Raw genomic sequence first — 25,267 nt, forward strand, 5'->3', positions numbered from 1 at the left:
TTATTGCAATACTTAATATTGAGTGTGAAAATCGTTTTAATAATCCATAATTAATCATTAATTTTGCCAAATGCAAAAAAATAAAAATTTAGCGTATATAATTGTAATGTTATTGATACTAACATCATGTGGTCAGTATCAAAAAGTATTAAATAGGGGTACAGTAGAAGAGCAATATAAGATGGCTGTTAAAATGTACGAATCTCAAAAATACAGTAAAGCTTTACGTTTATTTGAAAAAATAACACCATCATACAGGGGAAAACCACAAATGGAACGTATCCAATTTATGGTTTCTCAATCAAATTTTAATGAGAAAAATTATAGTTTAGCAGGGTATTATTTTAATAGGTTTACCAGAAATTACCCTAAAAGTTCTAAAAAAGAAGAAGCAGCTTTTTTATCTGCATTAAGTTATTACAAAGCAGCTCCAGTCTTTAGTTTAGATCCTACTGATACTGATAAGGCATTGGAATCTTTTCAAGGGTTTATAGATAATTATCCTAATTCTGATAAATTACCTGAAGCTAATAAATATTATGCTGAATTACGTTATAAATTAGAAAAGAAAGCATTTGAAATAGCCAAAACATATTATAGAACTGCTGATTATGATTCAAGAAATTATAGAGCAGCTATAGTGGCATTTGATAATTTATTATCTGATTATTTAGGTACAAGTTTTAAAGAAGAAGCTTTATTTTATCGTTTAAAAGCAGCTCATGATTTTGCGATGAAAAGTAGCTTAAGAAAAAAATCAGAAAGAATAAAAAGTGCTGTCAAAGCATATGATAAATTAAAAAGAAACTTTCCTGAATCAAAATTTATGACAGATTCTAATGAGATGTTATCAGCACTACAAAAGGAACAAGAACAATTAGTTAAAAGTTAAAAAATGGATTATAAAGAAACGAAAGCACCTGTAAGTACAATAACTTATGATAAAGAAGCTATCGAAGCTTCTACTGATAATATCTATGAGGCAATATCTGTAATAGCAAAAAGAGCTACACAAATTAACTCTGATTTAAAAAAAGAATTAGTTGATAAGTTAGACGAGTTTGCTACTTACAATGATAGTTTAGAGGAAGTTTTTGAAAATAAAGAACAGATAGAAGTTTCTAAATTCTACGAACGTTTACCAAAACCTCATGCTATTGCAGTTGATGAGTGGTTAGACGGAAAAGTATATTATAGAACACCAGACGCAGAATAATATGTCTGTATTAAGCGGTAAAAAAGTATTACTAGGCGTAACTGCTGGTATTGCCGCATATAAAACAGCGAACTTAGTTCGTTTATTTATAAAATTAGACGCAGAAGTCAAAGTTATTATGACTCCTGCGTCTAAAGATTTTATAACGCCTCTTACCTTATCAACCTTGTCTAAGAACCCTGTTCATTCTACTTTTTACGATAAAGAAGAAGAAAATGAATTATGGAATAATCATGTAGATCTTGGACTTTGGGCGGATATAATGATTATCGCACCTGCTACAGCAAACACATTATCTAAGATGACCAGTGGTACTTGCGACAATTTATTGTTAGCAACGTATTTATCAGCTAAATGTCCAGTTTATTTTGCACCTGCGATGGATTTAGATATGTATAAACATGCATCAACAAAAAGTAGTTTAGATAAATTACAATCGTTTGGAAACATAATGATACCAGCTACTTCAGGTGAATTAGCTAGTGGGTTAGTAGGAGAAGGAAGAATGGCTGAACCAGAAGATATTGTATCGTTTATTTCAAACGATATTTTATCGAAACTTCCATTGAAAGGGAAGAAGTTTTTAATAACTGCTGGTCCCGAACATATGAAGCAATTGATCCAGTTCGATTCATAGGAAATCATTCCTCTGGAAAAATGGGCTTTGAAATTGCAAAAACAGCGGCTAATTTAGGAGCTGAAGTATTTTTAGTTTCTGGTTCATCATTTGAAAAAGTAAACCACTCACTTATTCATAGAATAGATGTAAAATCTGCTGAAGATATGTATATTGCTTGTCATAAGTATTATACTGACGTTGATGTTGCTATTTTGGCTGCAGCTGTTGCTGATTATAAACCAAAAAATATTGCTACTCAGAAAATAAAAAAGAAGGATGCAGCGTTAACTATTGAATTAGAACCTACTAAAGATATATTAAAATCATTAGGACAAATAAAAAAGCATCAACTATTAATAGGTTTTGCATTAGAAACGAATAATGAAGTAGAAAATGCAAAAAGTAAAATAGAACGCAAAAAATTAGATTTGATTGTATTGAATTCTTTAAGAGATAAAGGAGCTGGTTTTGCTACTGATACTAATAAAATTAATATTATTGATGTTGATTTTAATCAAAATGTGTTTGAATTAAAATCTAAAAAAGAAGTTTCTAAAGACATTATTAACGAAATAATAAACAAATTAAATGCGTAAGTTTTTCATTTTTGCTTTAACATTAGTAGTAACAACTTCAATTTACTCACAAGAGTTAAATGCTTTAGTAACTATAAATTCAGATAAAATTCAAAGTTCTAATAAGCAGGTTTACGAAACTCTTCAAAGTTCTTTAACTGAGTTTTTAAATCAAAAGCAATGGACGAGTAAAACGTTTAAAATACAAGAACGCATAAATTGTGCTTTTACCATAATTATAAATGAGCAAAATGGTAACAATTTTTCAGCAAGTTTGCAAGTACAGGCTACTAGACCAGTATATAAATCTTCTTATACTACTCCTGTATTAAATATTAATGATGTTAATTTTAACTTTAAGTATAACGAATTTGATCCGTTGATTTATAATCCAAATTCATACGATTCTAATTTGGTATCTGTCATAGCATTTTATGCCTATGTAATTGTAGGAGTTGATGCCGATACATTTGCTAAAAAAGGTGGTGAAAAATATTTGAAACAAGCTGAAAATGCTATGCTACAAGCACAATCTAATGGAGAGAGTGGATGGCAAAATAACATTGGTAAACAGAATAGATTTAGTTTAATAGATAATTTATTATCACAAAAGTTTACTGTGCTTAGAAATATATATTATAATTATCATAGAAATGGTTTTGATAACTTTGCTGATAATAAGGATAAAGCAAAAGAAACTATTGAAACGAATGTAATTCAACTAGATAGACTTCATAATATAACTGTAGGTAATTACATGATTCGAATTTTTCTAGATGCTAAAGGTGATGAAATTGTAAATGTTTTCTCTGATGGTAAGCCTACTAGAAATCAGCAAAAAATGATTCAAGTTCTTCAGAAGATTGCCCCAACGTATGAGGATAAGTGGAAAAATATTAATTAGTTTTTGCTATAATTTAATATTTTTATATTCTATAACTAAATGATTATAAATTATTTTATGTCTAGATTTTTATAGTAATTATTTATCTAAAGTAGTTTCTACTTTTTTTGCTTCAACAATTATTTCTTTTGGGTATTTGTATAAATCTAAAATTTTAATTGCATTTCGTGTTTTTAATTTTCCAGTTTTAATCGTATGATCAAAAACTAACTTTTCATTTTCAATTTGTTCACTAAAATGAAATAAGTCATAATCCTCTTCAACTAAAAGTTCGGTGAGTTCAATATCATGGGTAGAAACAAAAACAGTGTGTTGTATTTTATTTAAATATTTAAGAATAGCTTTTCCTCCAGATATTCTTTCAACAGTATTGGTACCTTTAAATATTTCGTCTAAAACAAATAAGCAAGGATAGGTATTTTCAGATGCTTTCACTAACTCTTTAATAGTTAATACTTCTTGTAAATAGTAACTTGTATTATCTAATAAATCATCAGCAATTCTAATTGAAGAAAATAATTTATAAAAAGGAGCAGAGTATTCCTTGGCAAAGCACATATGTAGTGTTTGTGCTAAGATGCTATTCACAGCAATAGTTCTAATAAATGTTGTTTTACCTGACATATTTGAACCAGTTAATAGCATGCTTTTACCTGTTAAATTAATAGTATTAGGCACGCAATTATCAATAAGTGGGTGTTTTATATCTATAGCTTTTAAATCATTATTCTTATTAAATATTGGAGTACAGGTTTTGAGATTACCTGATTTTAAAGAGGCAGTAGATATAGCAACATCTATTTTACCTAAAAAGACAAACATGTTTTCTATACTCTCTCTCTCTTTTTCAATCGCACCAACAAAACTATAAAAAGCTAAATATTCAATATTAAATAATATTTTAAAAATTTCAGCTACTAACCAAAAAGCAAACAAGAATTCATTGTCAATATTTTTTTCAAAAGCAATAAATTCTGTTTTAAATTGAATTGAATTTATCTTTTTTATAAAGGTGAAATCTTTAAAATGAGATGATATTTCATTCCTCTTTTTCAATGATTTACTTACTTTTAATGCTCTAGTTAGTTGATAAGCCCCATTTAAATAGTACCCAATATTATTTTTATTTTTATAATGTAAAATCATATTGCTAGCTAGAATGGGTACTAACAAGAGACCAATAATAGGGTAGAAAAACATTACAATAAATGAAATAATAGCCATTAGTGTTGATAATTTAACTAACCATAAAAATTTGGGTTTCGTAAGTTGTTTCCCATTAATTAATTCTTCTAGGTAATATGAATTATTACTATTTAAATTGGAAAGTTCTAATTGACATGAAATACTAAGGTATTTATTATTTTGAAACATAGAAGTTAAAGCTTCAAATTTTATCAAGTTATTTATTGAGTCAATTGTTCTTAATTTAAAGTACAAATATTGCTGTCCAATTTTTGATGAAGTTCTATCTATAAATTTAAAAACCTCATCAAGATCAACATCATCTTTACTTTTTTCATTAATTATATGATACGCTTTGTCTTTATGAAAATTGTTGTTAAAATATTTACTGATTACATAAAAATTATAGTGCTCATTTTCTTTTTTCTTCCCCCAATTATTATTTAGATGCTTTCTTAATTTGATTAATTGTCTTTTTTTTAAGAAATTATTAATTAGAAATAATAAAGTTAATATAAAAACAACTCCTAAAATATAATTCATATTATTTTTAATTTTTTACATAGTTTACTAGCATGAATTATTAGTATCACAAAAAGTTGTTTTGTTACTAAAAAACATCAAACATCTAAACCAAAAGTATTTTTCAATTTTTCTAGAAGAGGATTTTTCTCTTTTAACTTTAGGTATTTCTCTTGTGGAGTGTAGGCAAATTTTTTCTCCACAGTTTCGTTGACAGTAATCACAATTTGAATACCATAATTATTAAGTTTTTCACGTAAAAAAGTTAATAATTTACGTTTCCCTTTTTCTAACTGAGATTTCATCAAATCGTTAGGTAAGGATATTGCAACTTGAAACCTTTCTCTTAACTGTGGTTCATCAGAAGCAATAATTGCAGCAATGCTTCGCTCACCCATATCTTGTAGCTTAAAGTAATACTTTTTCCAAGCATCTTTTAGCTCTTCTTGAGTAAAAGGGGTTCTAGGGTGATTGTCGTAGTTTTCTTCTTCCTGAGTACTTTTATACTCTTTTTTTTGATGTATACTTTTTAAAGATAGGGCAGAGGTACGTCTTTTTATATTTTTAAGTAAAGGTTTAGTTGATTCCTCTTTAGGTTTAGTTTCCTTTGGTTTAGGAGAGACGGGTTTAGAGTTTGAAACAGCTTCCTTTACAATTGTATCAACTTGTTGTTTAACAACTTTAGGCTTGGCTGGTGATAATGATGTAAAAAAAGTAGCTGGAATTATGTAGTTGCTAGATTTTTTTTTTGCTCCATCAAAAGTGATAGAGGCTATTTGCATTAATGTTAGTTCAACCAGCAAACGTTGGTTTTTACTAGCCCTATATTTTAAATCACAATCATTAGCTTTATCAATTGCAGGTATTAAAAACTGCATATTAGCTTTGGTGGCTTGCTCTAAATATTTCTTTTTAGTTGAGTCGCCTACTTCAAGGAGTGCTATTGTTGCAGTGTCTTTAGCAACTAGTAGATCTCTAAAATGACTAGCTAAACCATTAATAAAATGATGTCCTTCAAAACCTTTACTTAAAACAGTGTTATAGGCCATTAAAACTTCTGGAATTTTATTTTCTAACAGTAAATCAGTTATTTGAAAGTAAACATCATAATCTAAAACATTTAAGTTTTGAGTAACTGCTTCACGCGTTAAATTAGTTCCTGAAAAACTTACAACTCTATCAAAAATAGACAATGCATCACGCATAGCACCATCTGCTTTCTGAGCAATAATATGCAAAGCATCATCATCAGCTGTTATACTTTCTTTAGCACAAATAGTTTTTAAATACTCCTTTGCATCTAATACACCAATACGCTTAAAATCAAAAATTTGACAACGCGATAAAATAGTAGGTATAATTTTATGCTTTTCAGTAGTTGCTAATATAAAAATAGCATGTGCTGGCGGTTCTTCTAATGTTTTTAAAAAAGCGTTAAAAGCTGCTTGAGACAGCATGTGAACCTCATCAATAATATATACTTTGTATTTTCCAGTTTGAGGAGGAATACGCACCTGGTCTGTTAAGCTTCGAATATCATCTACAGAGTTATTTGAAGCAGCATCTAATTCAAAAATATTAAAAGCGAAATCTTCATCATCTGTAGTAGCATCTTCTTGGTTAATTCGTTTTGCTAAAATACGCGCACAAGAAGTTTTACCAACTCCACGAGGCCCTGTAAACAATAAAGCTTGCGCTAAATGATTATTTTTTATAGCATTCTCTAACGTATTAGTAATGGCTTGTTGCCCTACTACATCTTCAAAATTTTGAGGACGATACTTACGTGCTGATACTATAAAATGTTCCATTAACTCTTATTGTTTACTTGAACAAAAATAGAAAACCCAGCAACAACACACAAACATATTTATAAAGTGAAAATGAAAGTTGTGAACAATGTTTAACTCAACATAACTAAATAGTATTTCTAAGTTTATATAGGTTTGTGTTAATCTGTTTACAGTTAGACTATTTCGTTCTTTATAGTAGCACTTTTAATTATTAATAAGCAAGTACTATATAAAAAGCTTATTGGTAAAACCAAGTTTGAATTAACGTTAGATAATTAAAACACGTATCTTTGATACAAAAGAAATTAATGGATTTGTTTTCACAATTTGATGAGCAACCTAAAAACCTACTTCCTAAAGAGGGAACAGTTTTATACTATGGTTTGGTTATTTCTAAAGTCAAAGCAGACTGGTATTATAAACATTTGTTAGAGGCTATTGAATGGCGAAATGATGAAGCTATTATTTTTGGAAAACGTGTTGTAACTAAACGCAAGGTTGCTTGGTATGCTACTGAGCCTTTTGAGTATTCTTATTCTAATACTACCAAAGTAGCATTAACGTTTACTAAAGAGTTATTAGAACTCAAGAAACTTATTGAAGAAGAAACAAATGAAACCTATAATTCATGCTTATTAAATTTATATCATGATGGTTCAGAAGGGATGTCTTGGCATGCTGATGGTGAAAAAGATTTAAAGAAAAATGGGGCGATTGCTTCATTAACTTTTGGTGCGGAGCGTAAATTTGGGTTTAAACATAAAAAAACAAAAGAAGTAGTCTCATTAATGTTACAACATGGATCATTATTAGTTATGAAAGATGAAACACAAAGTAATTGGCTACATAGATTGCCTCCTACAAAAAAAGTTCATAGACCTCGAATAAATTTAACATTTAGAACAATAGAAGAAAATAATATTATGAGAAAACAATAATAAAGACTGCTTCGTACCTCACAGTGACATTTTAATTTCGTCATTACGAACGAAACGCAGTGGAGTGAAGTAATCTGTTTATTGATTAACTCAAAGACAAATAGTAACTACTAACGATAAAAGCACTTAATTTTTTTTAAGTAATGGCTAAAAACTATATTTTACTTTTATTTCATAATTCATTTTTTATTGTATTTTTGATTCAATAGTCAAACCAAACAAAATAAAAATTATGGGAAATCCAGTAACAGTTAATCATGTAACGTTATCATTAGTAAAATTTGAAAAATTTGATTCGAATATTCCAGCTGCAAATAAACCCAATGGCCCTTTAGTAAACATATCAGGAGCTGAAGGAGGTAATAGTACTCCATACACCGTAACAGTATTAGCATATTTACCAGACAATACTTTGAATAGAGTAGATAATACAAGTGGATTACAATTACAAGGAGATCAAATTTATTTAAATTATTATGGAATAAATCCAGTACAAGTTTTAAATAAAAACGGAGGAACAGATAATCTTCAGGGTAGGGAGTTTCGAGTAGAGTTTAATTGCGAAGAAGAAGCTACCAATTATGATTTATATTATATTCAATTCACGTACAAAGTAGAATCAGGAGCATCCGCTGATATGATTTGGGTAAGAGACGAAGATGATGATCCTGAAACTGATAGAGGTACGGTAACGGTTCCTGTTAAAGATGGAGAATAAAGAGAAGTTATTTTATTTTATATTTTTATCAATACCTTTTTTTATATATTCTCAATCACAATTGGATTTATTAAAATCCAATTGTGATAGTATATGTAAAAAAAATAATAGTTTTTCCTCATTTTGTAAGGCATATGCTTTTTATAAGGATAAAGAGTATGATTCGTGCTATGTATATAGTAGTAAAGCTTTATTGATAGAAAAGAATAGTAAAGAAAGAAGGGATGTTTTAAATTATATCCAAGGAGTTAGTGCTATTGAAAAATCTTTATATAAACAAGCATTAATTAATATTCTTTTAATAACGAATGAAGGTAGTTATCAGGGGTTAAAAGAATCTAAATTAGGATTGATTTATTTAAGTTTAAAGAAATTTGATAAAGCGATATATCATTATTTAAAATGGGAAGAAAAAAATTCTAACACAAAATTAAGTTTGAAGAAAAATGCTTATCATAATTTAGGGTTGTGTTATATTCACAAAAAAAAATATTCAAAAGCAAAAGAATACTTTAATAAAGAATTTGATTACATAAAAAAAAATGATACTGCATCAATTATAAGAACCAAAATAGAATTAGCAAATGTATACTATAACCAGTACCTAGATGATGAAGCTATCCCTTTATTTGAAGAAGCATATACTCTTGCAAAATCATTTTCTGATATCGAGTTAAAACAATATACAGCCAAAAACATGGCGGTTGTAGAGAAAAATCGAAAGCGTTATAAAGAGAGTGTTGACTATTATATAGAGTATGGAAATTGGAAAGATTCAATAGGAAATAGAGATCGTATTTGGGAGTTAACAGAGCGTGATAAGAAGTTAGCAGTTGCCCAAAAGCAAAAGGAAATAGCTGTACAAGATGAAAAATTAAAGCGTCAAAAAGTACAAAGAGATGGCTTGATTATTGGTTCTTCTGGGTTATTATTATTTATTGGGTTCTTAGGCCTTTTTTATAGAAAACTTAAAAAGAAAAATAAGTTAATTACGCAACAGAAAGAAGATTTAAATGTAGCTAATAAAACCAAAGATTATTTATTTTCTGTAGTTTCTCACGATTTACGTTCGCCTATTAATACTATTCGGTATCAGCATGAAGAGTTAAAAAATCATATTGATAATAAAGATTTAGTAGCTATAAAAGAAGCCACTAATGCTGCCATTGCTGTAACTAATAGTACAAGTCATTTATTAAATAATGTATTACATTGGTCATTAGAACAAAGTAATCAGTTAGTATTTGATCAAAAAGAGTATGCATTACGTCCTATGGTGCAACATGTATTGCATGATTATACAATACTAGTAGAAGCTAAAAGTATTCGTATTGAAAGTGATTTAAAAAATGCTTTAGTAAAAGCAGATAAAGAGTCGCTGAAAATAGTATTGAGAAATTTGTTAGACAACGCTGTAAAGTATATGAATGGGGCAGGAGAGATAAAGGTAACTACTGGTGTTAAATCTGAAACAGAAGCATTTATATCAATAGAAGATACTGGCGTTGGAATACCTAAAGATAGATTAGTGAAAATTAATGCACTTAAAGATTTAAGTATTGATAAAATAGATAGGTCTGAAGGTGTTGGACTAGGATTAATACTTTGTCAAACATTAATTAAGAAAAATAACGGAACACTTACTTTTGACAGTGAAGTTGGTAAAGGAACAAAAATTACTATTTTACTGCCAAGTATACCAGTTTAAATAAAAAAAGAGATTGCAATTTGCAATCTCTTTTTTTATGTCATTACGAACGAAACGCAGTGGGGTGAAGTAATCTTTGCATTTGAAGTGCATTATACAAAGACAACTTCGTGCCTCGCTATGACGTTATACTAGTGTCATTACGAACGAAACGCAGTGAAGTGAAGTAATCTTTTAGTTAGGAATACGTAATACAAAGACAGCTTCGTACCTCGTTGTGACGTTATAATTTGTCATTGCGAATGAAACGTAGTGGAGTGAAGTAATCTTTGTATTTAAAGTTTAGAATTTTAAGATAGCTTCGTGCCTCGCTATGACGTTATACTTGTGTCATTACGAATGAAACGTAGTGGAGTGAAGTAATCTTTGTATTTAAAGTTTAGAATTTTAAGATAGCTTCGAGCCTCGCTATGACGTTATACTTGTGTCATTACGAACAAAACTAAGTGGAGTGAAGTAATCTTTGTATTTGAAGTTTTAAATTTTGAGATAGCTTGGTTTCCCTAACCATGACTTTACAATTTGTCATTACGAATGAAACGTAGTGGAGTGAAGTAATATTTGTATTTAAAGTTTAGAATATTATGATAGCTTCGTTACCCTCGCCATTAAGTTATACTTGTGTCATTACGAACGAAACGAATTGGAGTGAAGTAATCTTTGTATTTGAAGTTTTGAATTTTAAGATAGCTTCGTGCCTCGCTATGACGTTATAATTGCGTCATTACGAATGAAGCTTAGTGGAGTGAAGTAATTTTTGTATTTGAAGTTTTGAATTTTAAGATAACTTCGAGCCTCGTTGTTATATTATAATTTTCAACCTATGTTTGTATAGTAGTGTGTTTTATTAAATTTCTATGTTTAGATAATTAACGGGTATTATTTTGTTCTTATAAGTGAGGTTTCTAGTATCTCTGAACAATGTTTTTTTATTAAAACGGCTATTATAAAAATCAGAAAAATAAACGCATATATTAAAATTTGTGACAAAGAACTAGAAAAGTTGGTTTTGTTAACAAATTAGCTATATTTTTATGCTATGAACACACTAAGACTATTACTACTTGAAGATTTAGATAATGAAGCTAATGCACTCATTTCTTTTTTAGAAACACATAATTATGAGGTTATTAGAGTGAAAAATGCAGAAGAGGCTGAGAAAGAAATTAAGAATCGGTTTTTTGATGTTATTATTTTAGACATCATGATTGATGGGAGGCCAGAAGGAATAGAGTTGGCTCAACGTTTGAATAAACGTGATATAAATGTTCCGTTTTTATTTTTAACAAGTATGCAAAGTAAAGCTGTTTTTGATGAAGCTAAGCTTACTAACCCTATGGTTTATCTGTTGAAGCCATATAACGAATTAGAACTTCTATATTCATTAGAATTAGCTATTGAATCATGTTACCAGCAAACTAATAGTATCAGTTTTAATGAACAAAACGCAGTGTTAAGTCCTTCGTTTTTATTTATAAAAAAGAAAAGAAGTGTTGTTAAAGTGGATGTTAGTTCTATAAATTATATTGAAGTAAAAGAGAAGTATTGTAGTTTACTATGTGACGAAGGAAACTACTTAATAAAACTATCGTTAACAAAATTGAAGGAGATGTTGTCAAATCCTGATTTTAAACAGGTGCATAGAAACTACTTAGTGAATATTAAAAAGATAAAAGAAATTTATTTTGAAGATAATTTAATTATACTCCAAAATGAAAGTCAAATACCTTTTAGTGAGCGTTACAAAAATGCATTTATAAAAGATAATACTATTTTTAGATAAAATATTAATTATAATAATACTAAGATAGCTTAATTACTCTCGCTAGGACGTTACAATTTGACATTACGAATTAGGAGCGAAAGAAGTAATCTCTTTATTTAGAGTATATAGATAGCTTCGTTGATTTTGCTAAGATGTTATACTTGTCATTGCGAATGAAACTCAGTAGAGTGAAGTAATCTTTCAGTTTGGAGTTTTGAATTTTAAGATAGTTTCATTACTCTGGTCATAACGTTTTTCATTGTTATTACGATTTAGGAATTAAAGAAGTAATCTTACTCAAGTTAAATTAAGCGTTTCTAATATCAAAAATAGCACCGTTTTCCAACCTATTTTCGGTGTCAATTTTATATATAGTGTCAGCCACAAATTCAGTCGTATATAACTCCTTATTTTCTTTTAAGTTAATGAAACGTTGTAGGTTTTTAAAATCACTTTCACTTGTTTCTCTTATTTGTGATTGCATATTAGTATCAACTACACCAGGATATAAAGCAATACATTTTACACCATTTTTTATTAATTTTTGCTCTGAAGCAACTGTTTTGGTAAGCATGTCAATTGCAGCTTTAGATGTGCAATAAACACTCCATCCTTCATAAGGTTTAGTAGCAGCGCCAGATGAAATATTTATTACTTGCTTTTTACAAGTGATGCTTTGTGTTGATTTTATAAATAAACTAGTTAATATAATAGGAGTAGCTATGTTTAATTGGATGGTATTAGTAATATCATTAGAAGTTAAATTTTCAATTGTTGATATTTTTCCCAGTCTACCCGCATTATTGATTAACGTAATTGAAGTAATAATTTGTTTTTTGATTTTTTCTAATAGATTTTTAAAACAAGCTTCAGTATCGTTTAAATTACTTAAATCAACAGTAATTTGTGTAACTTTTTTTAAATCTGAAGTACTTCTAGCTAATGAATATACTTTATAGTTTTTATTGACATATTTTTTCGCTATTGCTTTCCCAATCCCTTTACTTCCTCCTGTAATAATGATAACGTCCATTTTGTAAATATATATAAAGAGAGTTTACTGATAAAATGTTTTGTATAATTTACTTTTATTTTTTTAGTTAAATTAAAATTTTTATATAAGTAACTTTTAATGAGCTATTTATGGCTTTGTTTAATTGTTAACTAATGGTTAGTGTGTAGTGTGTTAAGGGTAAACCCTTAGTTTTTTTATAGGGATAACCCTTAGTGTTTGTTGTTTATATTTTGTATAAATTGCAATGTGTTTGTCTAAGAGTTTCAAACACAACACATTCTGCTAATATTTAAGGGATATCTCCTTTCAGAAATGAAGGGAGATTTTTTGTTTAAAATTTGATTTTTTTATCTAGGAAAGGAGCAGGTACCTTTAAATTCATTTCGTTTCTTGTAATAGGATGAATAAAAGAAATACTTTCAGCATGTAAATAAAGTCTATCTTTTTTTAAGCCATACAAATCATCACCAACAATTGGAGTGTTTAAGCCTAAATGATGGGCCATGTGCACTCGTAATTGATGAGTTCTACCTGTTATAGGGTATAAATAAACTAGGGTCATTCCATTATTAATATGAACTGTTTCCCAGTGAGTTAATGCGTTCTTCCCATGTTGATAACAGACTAACTGCTTTGGACGATCTTCTAGATCTACACGTAAAGGGAGGTTTATGGTGCCTTTTTTGTTTTTTAAAATACCATTAACTATTGCTACATAGCGTTTTTTAATTGTTTTATTTATGAATTGGGCTTGAAGTTCTTTATGAACTTCTTTAGTTTTTGCAATAAGTAATATACCTGATGTCGACATGTCTAATCTGTGAACAATCAACGGGCCAGTAGCTTTCGGGTATTTTTTACGAACCAAGCTTTCAATTGTATAGGTCGATCTCTTTGCCAGATACAGTTAAAAATTCGACAGGCTTATTAATAGCTAACATATATTCGTCTTCAAAAATAACATCTAGCTTTTGTGGTTTGTTTAGGTTTTTTATTAATGGATTATCTTCAACCGATAGTCCTTGTAACATATGATTTAAAATAGGTTTGCATTTTCCAGAACAAGCAACATAGTAATGTAAATGTTTTCTGATAGAGGTAGATAATGGTTTTCCCCACCAAAATTCAGCCAAAGCAATTGGGGTTAATTGATTTTTTATGGCGTATTGAAAAAGTTTAGGAGCGCAACAATCACCACTACCAGCAGGGATTTTTTGAGAGTTATTATTAAAAATTTCTAATAAATTTTTTGATTGTTGTTTAGCATTTATAAAAAGGTAATTTTGAAATATTTTTTGTTGAATGTTTGCTGAAGTTTCTGCTCGCTTTTTTTTAAGTAATTCAAGTTTATTTTCATAGCTCAAGAAAGCTTGTTCTAATGAATAAAGCTTATCATTTAAATATACCTCATATTCTCGTAAGTAAAATTCTTCATTAATGTTCAGTTGATTGTTAGTTAAGTGTTGTTCTTTTCTAAGTTTACGTTTCTTTTTAACTTTAACAAATTCTTCATTTAATAGGCTTTGATGATTTGTTTTTTGGGTATAATACTGTTTTTTTAATTTTATATATTCCTTTTTACTCGTTAATGAAATTACTTGTTGGTTTATACTGTTTAATTCGTTTTCAGTTTGTTTGTAAAAACTATCAGGATTTAAAATGTCAAATACAGGAGGAACAAAAAATAAATGTTGTGTTTTATTAGCTATTTTCCCTGAAAAAGCAGCTAAATAACCTATTTCTCCTATAGTGGTTTTAACAACTAAAACTCCAAACATTTTTCCTAGAGCATCACTACTATTAGTAGATAACCCGAAATTATGTTTAAAGTCAGTTTGTGTTAATAGGTATTCTTGTAGTTCTTTTGCAGCTATCTCTGCTATTGGGTGCGGAGTATAATTATGTGGGTACCCTAATTTTTCAGGTAATTGAATATTCGTGATATGGGTATTAAAATAATGTAACTTATCCATAGAGTTGCTCAAAAAAAAATCACTGTATACTTGTTATTACAAATATACAGTGATGTTATGAGTTAGTATCTTAAAAAATTAGCATCTATAAATTTTATCATACAAATCGGAATAGATATTTTTGATAATTTTACGTTTCATTTTCATTGTAGGCGTTAAATGACCACCATCTATAGACCACTCCTCAGCGGTAAGTTCAAAACGTTTTATTTGTTCCCATTTACCAAATTTAGCATTGCAAGCATCAACTTCTTCTTGAATACGTTCAATTACTTTTTGATTTGCTATAAGTTCTTTATTATCATTTAATTTAATGTTATGGCGATTAGCCCATTCACGAACGAATGTAAAGTTTGGTTGTATAAATGCAGCAGGCATTTTCTCACCTTCACCAATAACCATTATTTGTTCGATAAAACGAGATTGTTTTAGTTTTCCTTCTAGTAAAGGAGGAATTACATATTTACCTCCAGATGTTTTAAACATTTCTTTAGTTCTTCCAGTAATTTTAAGGAAGCCGTCTTCACAAATTTCACCTTTGTCACCAGTATGAAAGTATCCATCCTTGAGTACTTCAGCTGATTTTTCAGGATCTTTATAATATCCCATCATAATATTGGGACCTTTTGTTAAAATTTCTCCATTGTCAGCAATTTTAACTTCAACACCATTTATTATTTTACCTACTGTACCCACTCTAAAACCTCCATTTCTAACATCGTTTACAGTAATTACAGGAGAGGTTTCGGTAAGTCCATAGCCTTCCATTACTGGCATACCAGCTGCAGCAAAAACTCTTATTAATCTAGATTGTAAAGCAGCAGATCCAGATACCATTAGTTTTAATTCTCCTCCTAAGGCAGCTTGCCATTTTGAGAAAATTAGTTTACGTGCAATGCTTAATTGTTTTTCATACCACCAACCATTGGCTCCATAAGGTTTATATTTTAAACCTAAATCAATAGCCCAAAAGAAAAGTATTTTCTTTAATCCTGATAATTCAGCTCCTTTAGCGTATATTTTATCATAAATCTTTTCATATAAACGAGGAACGGCAGTCATAACATTAGGTTTGATCTCCTGTGCATTTTCGCTTAATTTTTCTATAGATTCAGCAAAGTATACAGAAACGCCACAATATTGATATAGATATAATATCATACGTTCAAATATATGACATACGGGTAAAAAACTCAATCCTTTTTCTTCACCATATGTTAGAGGAACTCGTTGTTCACTACTTAATACATTTGATACAATATTACCATGAGAAAGCATAACACCTTTTGGTTTACCAGTGGTGCCTGAAGTATATATCAGCGTAGCCAAGGTTTCAGAGGTAACAGCTTCCTTTCTTTCTTCAACTTCAGGTTGGTTACTTTCATCTTTACCAAGTGTTAAAATTTCAGTCCAATTTTCTTCTCCTGGTATATCATCAAACGTAAACACTTTTTTAAGTTTTGTGTTTGATTTTATTTGGTTAAGTTTTTCCAAAATAGAGGAGTCTGAAACAAAGCAATAGGTAGCTTCAGAGTGATTTAAGACATACTCATAATCTTCTTTAGAAATAGTTGGGTAAATAGGAACGTTTTGAGCTCCTGTTTGCAAGATCCCAATATCACAAATATTCCACTCCGTTCTATTGTTAGTAGATATAACAGCTATTTTATCGTTAGGCTTTACACCTAAACGAATTAAACCACGACTTAAAGTATTGGCTTTATCGATATATTCTTTGGTGGATATAGATTCCCATTTACCATTATATTTTGTGGTAAATGCTTTTGGTAAATTGTATTTTTCTAATTGGTAATAAGGAAAGTCAAAAAGACGTGTAATTTCAGTCGGCATAAATTCATATTTAGGGCTCTGCAAATTATAAAAATAAAGTCGATTGCACAAATAAAGCTTTAATGTTTGATTTATTGCTGATTATATATTTTTTTATACAAATAGTTGTATTTTTCTAAGATAATTTTCCTTCTCATTTTGAGAGTTGGTGTTAAATGGCCTTCTTTAATAGTCCATTCATTTGGAGTAATTTCAAAACGCTTTATTTGTTCCCATTTTCCAAATTTTTTATTGAAATGATTTACTTCTTTTGAAATTCTTTCAATAAGTTTTTCATCAGTAGTGAAATTAGAAATTTGATAGTTGCGTCTTTTAGCCCATTCTCTTACAAATTCTTTTGAAATTTGTATTAGTGCAGCGGGCATTTTTTCGCCTTCACCAATTACCATTATCTGTTCAATAAAACGAGATTTTTTAAATTCACTCTCAAGAACTGCTGGTGCAATATATTTTCCTCCGGATGTTTTAAAAATTTCTTTTTTTCTATCAGTGATTTTTAAGAATCCACCACTATCCAATTCTCCAATATCACCAGTATAAAAAAAGTTGTTTTTTAAGACATTATTAGTTAATTCAATGTTTTTATAATAACCAAGCATTACATTTGGACCTTTAACTAAAATTTCACCATCTTCAGCTATCTTTACTGTGACTTCATTAAGTACTTTACCAACAGTACCTATTTTAAAACCATTATTTCGCAAGTCAGAAACCGATACTGCAGGAGAGGTTTCGGTTAGCCCATATCCTTCTAAAACAGGTATTCCAGCAGCAGTAAATACTTTTATTAATCTTGATTGCATTGGAGCGCTCCCTGCAATCATAAATTTTAAATGACCACCTAAAGCATTTTTCCATTTTGAAAAAATAATTTTTTGAGCTATTTTTAATTTTCTTTCATATAGCCAACCATTTTGTTTGTATGGTTGGTAAGCTTCTCCTAACTTTAAAGCCCAAAAGAAGAGTCGTTTTTTTATTCCTTTTAGCTTACTACCTCTATCTATAATTTTATCAAAAATCTTCTCTAATAATCTAGGAACAACAGCCATGAAATGAGGTTTAACTTCTTTTAAGTTATCTCCAATTTTATCAATACTTTCAGCAAAATAAATTTCAAATCCCATGTATTGACAATAATAGGAAGAGGCTCTTTCAAATATATGACACACTGGTAGATAACTTATGGTTCTTTTTTTATTATCATGCAAGTTAATTTTGTTTCCAACAGCAAAAACATTGCTTACAATATTAGTATGAGATAGCATAACTCCCTTAGGAGTCCCTGTAGTTCCAGATGTATATATAATAGTAGCTACATCAGTTGGTTTAACTTCTTTCTTTAAATGTTCAACTTCTAGTTGAAGTTCTTTATTGGTTCCTAATTCTAAAAAAGAATTCCAACCGTTTTCAGTGGTAAGTTCTTCAAAAGAATATACTTTTTTTAAGTTAGTTTTATTTTGTGTTTTTTTAACTTTTTTATATAACTCGTTATCTGAAACAAAACACAAAACACTATCGGAGTGCTGTAAGATATAACCGTAATCATTTTCTGAAAATGTAGGGTATAAAGGAACATTAACAGCTCCTAACTGTAAAATTCCAATATCTAAAATATGCCATTTAGGTTGATTTGTTGATGTAATCACCGCGATTTTGTCACCCGGTTTTATACCTAACCTAAGTAGTGAACGACTAACCTTATTCGCTTGCTCTATATACTCATGCGTTGAAATAGGTTTCCATGAATTAAGAGTTTTATATGCAAAACATTTATTTTGAGGATACTTGTTTAGTTGATAATATGGGAAATCAAAAAGGCGTTGAACTGATGTAGATTTTTGCATACAGGCTTGTTTGCTATAAATCTACTAAAAAAAATAATTAATTGTTTAACGCATTTAATATGATATTACATCCTTCTTGTATTTCTTTGTCACTTATGGTTAGTGGAGGGGTGATTCTAATAGCCTTTCCTTCAAATAGTAACCAAAATAAAATTAATCCGTTAGAAAGACAGTTTAGTATTATTTCAGATGCAAGTTCAGGACTATCTACTATTAAAGCTAACATTAAGCCACGTCCTCTAATTTTATTTACTTTAGGGTGTTTTCCTAAAATATTACGAATTAATTCTTCTTTCCTTAATGTTTCTTTTACAAGATTAGTTTCTGTGATTTCTTTGATAGTTGCATGGCTAGCTGCAGCAATAACTGGATGACCACCAAAAGTAGTAATATGTCCTAATTTAGGGTTGTTTTTAAGACAATTCATTACTTTTTTTGAAGAAATAAAAGCACCAATAGGCATTCCACCTCCTAGTCCTTTTCCAGTAATAATGATATCAGGAACCACCTCAAAATTTTCAAATCCCCAAAAGGTTCCGGTTCTTCCAATTCCAGTTTGAATTTCATCTAAAATCAATAAAGCTCCGACTTCTTTACAACGATTTTTAACTTTAGTTAAATAATTGTTTTTGGGCTCAATAAATCCAGCTCCTCCCTGAATAGTTTCTAAAATAACTCCAGCAGTATTTTTCGTTATTTTATCTATGTCAAGTTCATTGTTGTATTCAATAAATTTAACCCCAGGTAATAAAGGTCTGTAGGCTTGATTTTGTTGCTCAGCCCCACAAACACTCATGGCTCCTTGAGTATTTCCATGGTAAGCATTTTTAGCGGCAATGATTTCACTTCTACCAGTAAATTTTTTAGCCAGTTTTAAAGCGCCTTCAGTGGCTTCAGTTCCAGAATTTACTAAATATACAGAGTTAAGGTTTTCTGGTAATGTATTAGTTAATGCTATGCAAAGATCTAACTGTGGTTTTTGAATAAATTCACCATATACCATTACATGAGTATATTGTGTTAATTGATGTTGAATGGCTTTGTTTACCTTTGGATGATTATGCCCTAAGCTATTTGCAGAAACTCCAGCTACAAAATCTAGAAGTTTTTTTCCTGAATTATCATAAATGTAATTTCCATTTGCATGTGAAATTTCAATAGCTAATGGGTGAGGTGTTGTTTGTGCTTGATACTTTAAAAAATCTTTTTTCATTAAAAAAAACTATTCCCGTTTAAAATCATATTCTGGTAAAGACTTTCTTTTATCATTTTCTTTTTTAAGCTTTCTCTTGGCTTTTATAACAGCTTTGTTGTTTCTTTTAGGTTTAAGAAAAACAGAAGCTTTGTCTTTGATAAATATATCTTCCATAACTAGAGGTTGTTCATCTCCACGCCATACAAAGCCTCTAAACTTTTTTTCTTCTTTAGGGAATTCAGAAGGAGGAAATGTTTTGCCTTCCGATTTTTTAAAATATTTGGTTTCAACCACTTCATTATTTTCTAGTTTAAATTCAATATCACTAGCTATTTCTTTTGTAATAGTTTCTAGTTCTTGAGTGTTATCATCTCTATTGTGATATAAAGATTCTGCATTTCCTTTAACGAGCATGGTTCTTAAGTCGTTTTCAATAAATTTACCGAAAATGTTTCTTCCTTTTATCTGATTATAATTATCATCTGCTAATGAGTCTTTTTGAATGATAAAAGCATTTTGTAATACTCGTAAAGAGTCTAATTCATTTGTTTTTTTGTCGGATACTAAATGAATACTATCTCCAGTAATTTGGCTTTTACCAGACCATAAAATTGGAGATTTGAACATTCTTGTTAAACCAGTTACTTGACTAGTATGTATGGAGTCACATTTCCCTTGTAAATTAGATTTAAATATTTTTACATTATTAAAAATTCTAACTATTCTTTTTTCAGGTTTTCCAGTTATTAAAATTTTATCTCCATGAACATACATAGAGTCTTTTTCTTGCTCAGTAATTGCTACAGCTCTATCAATAATAAATATGGAATCTTTTTGTTCATACAATTCAGCGTAATTTCCTTTGGTAACAGTGTTTTGTATAGTATCAATTATCTTTATTCTGTTAGTTGCAGAAGCAAACCCTTTTCTCTTGTCGTAATATAAACTGTCAGCTTCTATAGTTCTGTTTTTTAAAAATAATTTAGCTCTTTTAACAAAATAAGAAACCTCAGTATTTGTATCATAAAATCCCCTTTCGGAGTATACTTTGGTACTGTCTTTTAAATTAGTAATGGTGCTAGGTCCGTATAGGTAAGCTAAACTTGTATTAGTGTAATAATCAAGATGATTAGATTCTAAATAATTTTCAGGATTAACTACAGTTACTTTGGATTTAGCTATAAACTTTTTTTCCTTTAAAAAATAGGTTCCTTTTAAACTTTTTAAGGTGTTTTTTTTATCTTTTATAGTACCACCAGTTTGGTAAAATAATACCTGGTCTTTTCGATCAAAATGAAGAGTGTCTGTTTTCATTTTCATCTCTTTGTCATTGATTTCAACATTTCCCCAAGAAATCGCTTTTTTTGTATTTCCATTGTAAATAGCAAAATCACTATACTGAATAATACTATCGCCTTGTTCAATGACTACCTCACCAATAGCGTTAAATAAGTTTTCTTTTTTGTAAAGTAAAGCTTGTTTACAGTCTAAAGTAGCTCCTTCATGAGCAATTTTAACATTACCTATTAAAATAGTAGCTCCAGGATACTTTTTTTCATCAACTTCGGAAAATTCACTGGAAAGAATTCTAATTTTTTTTGTTTGAGAAAAACTATTAAAAATTAATAATAGAAATGATAAAATAAATAGTTTTTTCAAAATAAAATTGTTTTCAGCAAAAATAAGGAAAACTTCATTGAATAAAGTTGTTTAAAAAGTGAAAGTTTTTATAATAAATACTCTCCTGTAATGATTGATTTCTTGTTTTAATATTTTACTGATTTTACGGTAAACATTTTAAAACATATTTTATGATTTATGTGTTGTAATATTTAAAAATTACAAAAATTAAATATCATTTATTAGATGTTTTGCTATTTGCTGTTTTATGAATTTTATAATTTAGAAGTTAAAACTTACTTTGAACTTTATTTTTTTAACTATTTACTGTTTTAAAAGTATAATTTATTGATGATTTACTAGTTTTTATACTTAAATTTTATGATTAATTTTTAAGATTAAAAGTGTTTAAGGATGTCAAATGTTTTAATTTTGTAATAAATTAAAAACATATAATGATATGAGTGCTCATTTTGATTTATCAAAAGAAGAAATGAAGTCTTATGGATATAAAATAGTTGATTTAATAGCTGAACATTGGGATACGCTTGAAAGTAAAAAGCCTGTTGTTAGTGCTTCTAGAAAAGAAATGGATACAGTTTTTTTGCAGGAAGCACCTGGTAAAGGTATGCCTGCTGAAGATGTACTAGATTTTGTAATGGATAATGTAATACCAAATAGTATTATAACTTCGCACCCAAAGTCATATTCATTTGTACCTGAACCTAGTAATTTTATTAGTACAATGGCGGATAGTTTAGCTACTGGTTTCAATATTTTTTCTGGGGGTTGGATGGTTTCACCTGCTGCCGCGGAATTAGAGATAGTAACAATGAATTGGTTACTTAAAATGTATAATTTTCCTGTAGAGAAAGGTGGAGGAATTTTTACAAGTGGTGGTTCTATGGCTAATTTAACAGCTTTGGTAACAGCAAGACGTCTTAAATGCGGTGATGATTTTTCTAAAGCTGTTATTTATTTATCAGATCAAGCCCATTCTTCAAATATTAAAGCTATACGTGTTTTGGGCTTTAAGAAAGAACAAATTAGAGTTTTACCTACTGATTTAGAGTTTAGAATAAGCATTAATAAGTTAAAAAATGCGATAGCTAAAGATCGATTAGAAGGATTACAACCCTTCTGTTATATTGCGTCTGCTGGAACAACTAATACAGGAACAGTTGATCCTTTAAATGACATAGCAGACATTTGTGAAGAAGAAGGATTATGGATGCACGTTGATGGTGCTTATGGAGGAGCTGCTATTCTATCTGATAAAGGAGCGAAAGCTTTGCGAGGGATAGAGAGAGCAGATTCACTAACAGTTGATCCACATAAATGGTTTTATCAACCTTATGAAATAGGGTGTTTATTAGTAAAAGACGCTTCATGGTTAAGTAATACATTTAGTGAAAAACCTGAGTATTTACGTGATATAGAGGGAAATGAATCTGAAATCAATTTTTATGATTATGGAATTCAATTATCACGACGTTTTAGAGCTTTAAAGTTTTACATGTCTATCAAAACTTATGGTTTAGATACTTTTAAAAAAGCGGTTACTTACAATATTCAATTGACGGATGATGTTGAAAAAATGTTACGTAAAAGCAGAAATTGGGAGATTATATCTCCAGCTAATCTAGCAGTTATTAATTTCAGGTACAACCCACTTGGATTAGATTTGTCAGAACCAGAGGTAGATGAATTAAATCAAAAAATATCTAAAAAGGTGATGGATTCTAGGGAGGCTCTATTGGTAACTACAGTTTTAAATAAGCAAGTTGTTTTACGAATGTGCTTAATAAATCCTAAAACCACATTTAAGGATGTTGAGGATACTTTTTTATTGTGTAATTCTTTTGCAAATGAAATTTTAGGTAATAAATAAAAAAGGAGCTTTAAAGCTCTTTTTTTATTTTAATTCCTTCTTTATAAATATTGCCACGAGTTTATAAAAAGTCATTATTATACTAAAAAAAAAGAGCCCTTTTAGAGCTCTTCTTAATTTTATCTTACAATTGTTTGTTTTCTATCAGGTCCTACAGATACTATTTTAATAGGCACTTCAGTTTCTTTCTCAATAAAATCGATATAATCTAATAGATTTTTAGGTAATTCTTCTTTGGTAGTCATTGCAGTTAAATCATCATTCCACCCTTTGAACTCAGTATAAATTGGTTCGATGTTTTCAGGTTCAATGTTATATGGTAAATGAGAGATTTCTTCACCTTTATATTTGTATGAAGTACATACTTTTAAAGTGTCAAAACCAGAAAGCACGTCTCCTTTCATCATCATTAATTGCGTTACACCATTTACTTGAACAGCATATTTTAATGCAACTAAATCTAACCATCCACATCTACGAGGACGACCAGTTACAGCTCCAAATTCACGACCAATTTTAGCCATTTCACTTCCTACCTCATCAAATAATTCAGTTGGGAATGGTCCAGAACCTACACGTGTAGTGTATGCTTTGAAAATACCAAAAACTTCCTTAATCTTATTAGGAGCAATTCCTAAACCTGTACAAGCTCCTGAGGCTGTTGTGTTTGAAGATGTTACAAAAGGATATGTTCCAAAATCAATGTCTAATAAAGACCCTTGGGCTCCTTCAGCTAAGATAGTTTTACCCTCCTTCAATCCTTTGTTTAAATATTCTTCACTATCAATGAATTGTAATTCTTTTAAGCGTTCAACGGCTGTAAAGAATTCAGCTTCCATTTCTTTTAAATCATATTGAACATCAACATTATAAAAGCTAATCATTGCTTCATGTTTGTTAGCAAGGCTTCTATATTTTTCTTTCCAATTATCTAGTTCTAAATCACCTATTCTAATACCATTTCTACCAGTTTTATCCATGTATGTTCGGACCAATACCTTTTAAAGTAGAACCAATTTTAGCCTTTCCTTTAGAAGCTTCAGAAGCAGCATCTAATAAACGGTGAGTTGGTAAAATAACGTGCGCTTTTCTTGAGATAATCAATTTTGATTTGTAATCAATATCAAATTTATTTAATCCGTCTAGTTCTTGTACAAAAACTACAGGATCAATAACTACTCCGTTACCAATTACATTAATTGATTTATCATGAAAAATTCCTGAAGGAATTGTTCTTAAAACATGCTTAATACCGTCAAATTCTAAAGTATGCCCAGCGTTTGGACCTCCTTGAAAGCGTGCAATAATATCGTAGTTTTTCGTTAGTACATCTACAATTTTACCTTTTCCCTCGTCTCCCCATTGTAATCCGAGTAATAAATCTACTGCCATCTAGTTGTGTATTGTTAATAAGTTATTTTGTTGTTGTTAATTTGGTTTCTTTTTTGTTCCGTAGAAGTATAATGAATGGTTTTGAATATCAATATCAAAAACTTCTTCAATTGTTTTTTTGATAATTTGTATTCTAGGATCACAAAATTCTTTTACTTCACCAGTATCTGTTAAAATTACATGATCATGATTTTTATCAAAATAGCTCTTTTCATATCTAGCCATTGACTGTCCATCAAACTGATGCTTTCTTACCAAACCACAATCTAATAGTAGGTCTATTGTATTGTATAGCGTGGCTCTACTAACTCTATAGTTCTTATTTTTCATTTTGATATATAATGATTCAATATCAAAATGTTCTTCAGCATCATAAATTTCTTGTAAAATAGCGTAACGCTCAGGCGTTTTACGATGTTTTTTTTCTTCTAGGTAAGAAGTAAATACTTTTTTTACAATTTCTTGATTTTCTATAGAGTTATTCATTAAATTAGAATTTTACGAAAGGGCAAATTTACGTTTATTTATTGATAAAAAAAGGAT

General features: G+C 29.4%; 18 protein-coding genes and 2 pseudogenes. 9 read left to right on the top strand and 11 right to left on the bottom strand.

The genetic code is table 11. From position 1 onward, the window contains the following. Window positions 1–70: 70 nt before the first annotated feature. The 4 genes and pseudogenes from ACMFBB_RS00115 (at window position 71) to ACMFBB_RS00130 (ending at window position 3,314) form a co-directional block, all read left to right on the top strand. Entirely contained in the window at window positions 71–892 is an 822-nt protein-coding gene (locus ACMFBB_RS00115) for an outer membrane protein assembly factor BamD (RefSeq protein WP_435262448.1), read from the top strand. A gap of 3 nt (window positions 893–895) precedes the next feature. Beyond that, entirely contained in the window at window positions 896–1,216 is a 321-nt protein-coding gene (locus ACMFBB_RS00120; RefSeq protein ID WP_093871367.1) for a DNA-directed RNA polymerase subunit omega, read from the top strand. A gap of 1 nt (window position 1,217) precedes the next feature. Continuing rightward, a pseudogene (gene coaBC / locus ACMFBB_RS00125) lies at window positions 1,218–2,431 on the top strand (bifunctional phosphopantothenoylcysteine decarboxylase/phosphopantothenate--cysteine ligase CoaBC). Beyond that, a complete protein-coding gene (locus tag ACMFBB_RS00130; protein WP_435262449.1) occupies window positions 2,424–3,314 on the top strand; it encodes a DUF4835 family protein in 891 nt (296 codons plus the stop codon). Before coaBC ends, ACMFBB_RS00130 begins: the two are co-directional and overlap by 8 nt. A gap of 78 nt (window positions 3,315–3,392) precedes the next feature. Here the strand turns inward: ACMFBB_RS00130 and ACMFBB_RS00135 are convergent, their stop codons facing one another. Both ACMFBB_RS00135 and dnaX read right to left on the bottom strand, forming a co-directional pair. Next, complete coding sequence (locus tag ACMFBB_RS00135; RefSeq protein WP_435262450.1) at window positions 3,393–5,042, bottom strand: MutS-related protein; 1,650 nt, start codon at window positions 5,040–5,042, stop codon at window positions 3,393–3,395. Window positions 5,043–5,119: 77 nt separating this feature from the next. Then, on the bottom strand, window positions 5,120–6,832 hold the full coding sequence (gene dnaX / locus ACMFBB_RS00140) for a DNA polymerase III subunit gamma/tau (RefSeq protein ID WP_435262451.1): 1,713 nt from the start codon (window positions 6,830–6,832) through the stop codon (window positions 5,120–5,122). Between the two features lie 290 nt (window positions 6,833–7,122). Here dnaX and ACMFBB_RS00145 point away from each other — a divergent pair, with 290 nt between their 5' ends. The 4 genes from ACMFBB_RS00145 (at window position 7,123) to ACMFBB_RS00160 (ending at window position 11,961) form a co-directional block, all read left to right on the top strand. Beyond that, on the top strand, window positions 7,123–7,752 hold the full coding sequence (locus tag ACMFBB_RS00145) for an alpha-ketoglutarate-dependent dioxygenase AlkB family protein (protein ID WP_435264342.1): 630 nt from the start codon (window positions 7,123–7,125) through the stop codon (window positions 7,750–7,752). A 232-nt stretch (window positions 7,753–7,984) separates the two neighbouring features. Further along, a complete protein-coding gene (locus ACMFBB_RS00150; protein WP_435262452.1) occupies window positions 7,985–8,470 on the top strand; it encodes a hypothetical protein in 486 nt (161 codons plus the stop codon). Beyond that, entirely contained in the window at window positions 8,460–10,178 is a 1,719-nt protein-coding gene (locus tag ACMFBB_RS00155; protein WP_435262453.1) for a tetratricopeptide repeat-containing sensor histidine kinase, read from the top strand. Before ACMFBB_RS00150 ends, ACMFBB_RS00155 begins: the two co-directional genes overlap by 11 nt. Before the next feature lie 1,039 nt (window positions 10,179–11,217). Further along, complete coding sequence (locus ACMFBB_RS00160) at window positions 11,218–11,961, top strand: LytR/AlgR family response regulator transcription factor (protein ID WP_435262454.1); 744 nt, start codon at window positions 11,218–11,220, stop codon at window positions 11,959–11,961. A 289-nt stretch (window positions 11,962–12,250) separates the two neighbouring features. Here ACMFBB_RS00160 and ACMFBB_RS00165 read toward each other — a convergent pair whose 3' ends face one another. The 7 genes from ACMFBB_RS00165 to ACMFBB_RS00195 all read right to left on the bottom strand — a co-directional run bounded on the left by ACMFBB_RS00165 (window position 12,251) and on the right by ACMFBB_RS00195 (window position 21,480). After that, window positions 12,251–12,976, bottom strand: coding sequence for a (S)-benzoin forming benzil reductase (locus ACMFBB_RS00165; protein ID WP_435262455.1), 726 nt, complete (start codon window positions 12,974–12,976; stop codon window positions 12,251–12,253). 313 nt (window positions 12,977–13,289) lie between these two features. After that, on the bottom strand, window positions 13,290–13,826 hold the full coding sequence (locus ACMFBB_RS00170; RefSeq protein WP_435262456.1) for an RluA family pseudouridine synthase: 537 nt from the start codon (window positions 13,824–13,826) through the stop codon (window positions 13,290–13,292). A 4-nt stretch (window positions 13,827–13,830) separates the two neighbouring features. Beyond that, a complete protein-coding gene (locus ACMFBB_RS00175) occupies window positions 13,831–14,931 on the bottom strand; it encodes an RluA family pseudouridine synthase (protein ID WP_435262457.1) in 1,101 nt (366 codons plus the stop codon). Window positions 14,932–15,009: 78 nt separating this feature from the next. Next, entirely contained in the window at window positions 15,010–16,782 is a 1,773-nt protein-coding gene (locus ACMFBB_RS00180; RefSeq protein WP_435262458.1) for an AMP-dependent synthetase/ligase, read from the bottom strand. Between the two features lie 71 nt (window positions 16,783–16,853). Then, window positions 16,854–18,626, bottom strand: coding sequence for an AMP-dependent synthetase/ligase (locus tag ACMFBB_RS00185; protein ID WP_435262459.1), 1,773 nt, complete (start codon window positions 18,624–18,626; stop codon window positions 16,854–16,856). A 37-nt stretch (window positions 18,627–18,663) separates the two neighbouring features. Continuing rightward, window positions 18,664–19,839, bottom strand: coding sequence for an aspartate aminotransferase family protein (locus tag ACMFBB_RS00190; RefSeq protein WP_435262460.1), 1,176 nt, complete (start codon window positions 19,837–19,839; stop codon window positions 18,664–18,666). Window positions 19,840–19,848: 9 nt separating this feature from the next. Then, the gene (locus ACMFBB_RS00195; protein WP_435262461.1) at window positions 19,849–21,480 is read right to left on the bottom strand and encodes an OstA-like protein; all 1,632 of its coding nucleotides are present in this window, start codon (window positions 21,478–21,480) and stop codon (window positions 19,849–19,851) included. Window positions 21,481–21,901: 421 nt separating this feature from the next. On the opposite strand from ACMFBB_RS00195, the gene ACMFBB_RS00200 reads away from it, so the two are divergent. After that, window positions 21,902–23,332, top strand: a complete 1,431-nt coding sequence (locus ACMFBB_RS00200) for a pyridoxal phosphate-dependent decarboxylase family protein (protein ID WP_435262462.1) — start codon at window positions 21,902–21,904, stop codon at window positions 23,330–23,332. A 119-nt stretch (window positions 23,333–23,451) separates the two neighbouring features. On the opposite strand, the pseudogene ACMFBB_RS00205 reads toward ACMFBB_RS00200, so the two are convergent. Then, a pseudogene (locus ACMFBB_RS00205) lies at window positions 23,452–24,724 on the bottom strand (adenylosuccinate synthase). A 36-nt stretch (window positions 24,725–24,760) separates the two neighbouring features. Continuing rightward, window positions 24,761–25,210 carry a Fur family transcriptional regulator gene (locus ACMFBB_RS00210; RefSeq protein WP_435262463.1) on the bottom strand — a complete coding sequence of 150 codons (450 nt, stop codon included), beginning with the start codon at window positions 25,208–25,210 and terminating at the stop codon, window positions 24,761–24,763. Between the last annotated feature and the right edge of the window lie 57 nt (window positions 25,211–25,267).

This window comes from Tenacibaculum sp. nBUS_03 (genome assembly GCF_051201695.1).
In the GTDB taxonomy this organism is placed as follows: Bacteria; Bacteroidota; Bacteroidia; order Flavobacteriales; family Flavobacteriaceae; genus Polaribacter.

Coding starts and splice junctions, on each gene's coding strand:
- ACMFBB_RS00130 (WP_435262449.1), top strand. CDS start 2,424: ATGCGTAAGTTTTTCATTTTTGCTTTAACATTAGTAGTAACAACTTCA.
- dnaX (WP_435262451.1), bottom strand. CDS start 6,832: ATGGAACATTTTATAGTATCAGCACGTAAGTATCGTCCTCAAAATTTT.
- ACMFBB_RS00185 (WP_435262459.1), bottom strand. CDS start 18,626: ATGCAAAAATCTACATCAGTTCAACGCCTTTTTGATTTCCCATATTAT.
- ACMFBB_RS00145 (WP_435264342.1), top strand. CDS start 7,123: ATGGATTTGTTTTCACAATTTGATGAGCAACCTAAAAACCTACTTCCT.
- ACMFBB_RS00180 (WP_435262458.1), bottom strand. CDS start 16,782: ATGCCGACTGAAATTACACGTCTTTTTGACTTTCCTTATTACCAATTA.
- ACMFBB_RS00160 (WP_435262454.1), top strand. CDS start 11,218: ATGAACACACTAAGACTATTACTACTTGAAGATTTAGATAATGAAGCT.
- ACMFBB_RS00190 (WP_435262460.1), bottom strand. CDS start 19,839: ATGAAAAAAGATTTTTTAAAGTATCAAGCACAAACAACACCTCACCCA.
- ACMFBB_RS00115 (WP_435262448.1), top strand. CDS start 71: ATGCAAAAAAATAAAAATTTAGCGTATATAATTGTAATGTTATTGATA.
- ACMFBB_RS00210 (WP_435262463.1), bottom strand. CDS start 25,210: ATGAATAACTCTATAGAAAATCAAGAAATTGTAAAAAAAGTATTTACT.
- ACMFBB_RS00120 (WP_093871367.1), top strand. CDS start 896: ATGGATTATAAAGAAACGAAAGCACCTGTAAGTACAATAACTTATGAT.
- ACMFBB_RS00200 (WP_435262462.1), top strand. CDS start 21,902: ATGAGTGCTCATTTTGATTTATCAAAAGAAGAAATGAAGTCTTATGGA.
- ACMFBB_RS00150 (WP_435262452.1), top strand. CDS start 7,985: ATGGGAAATCCAGTAACAGTTAATCATGTAACGTTATCATTAGTAAAA.
- ACMFBB_RS00165 (WP_435262455.1), bottom strand. CDS start 12,976: ATGGACGTTATCATTATTACAGGAGGAAGTAAAGGGATTGGGAAAGCA.
- ACMFBB_RS00135 (WP_435262450.1), bottom strand. CDS start 5,042: ATGAATTATATTTTAGGAGTTGTTTTTATATTAACTTTATTATTTCTA.
- ACMFBB_RS00175 (WP_435262457.1), bottom strand. CDS start 14,931: ATGGATAAGTTACATTATTTTAATACCCATATCACGAATATTCAATTA.
- ACMFBB_RS00155 (WP_435262453.1), top strand. CDS start 8,460: ATGGAGAATAAAGAGAAGTTATTTTATTTTATATTTTTATCAATACCT.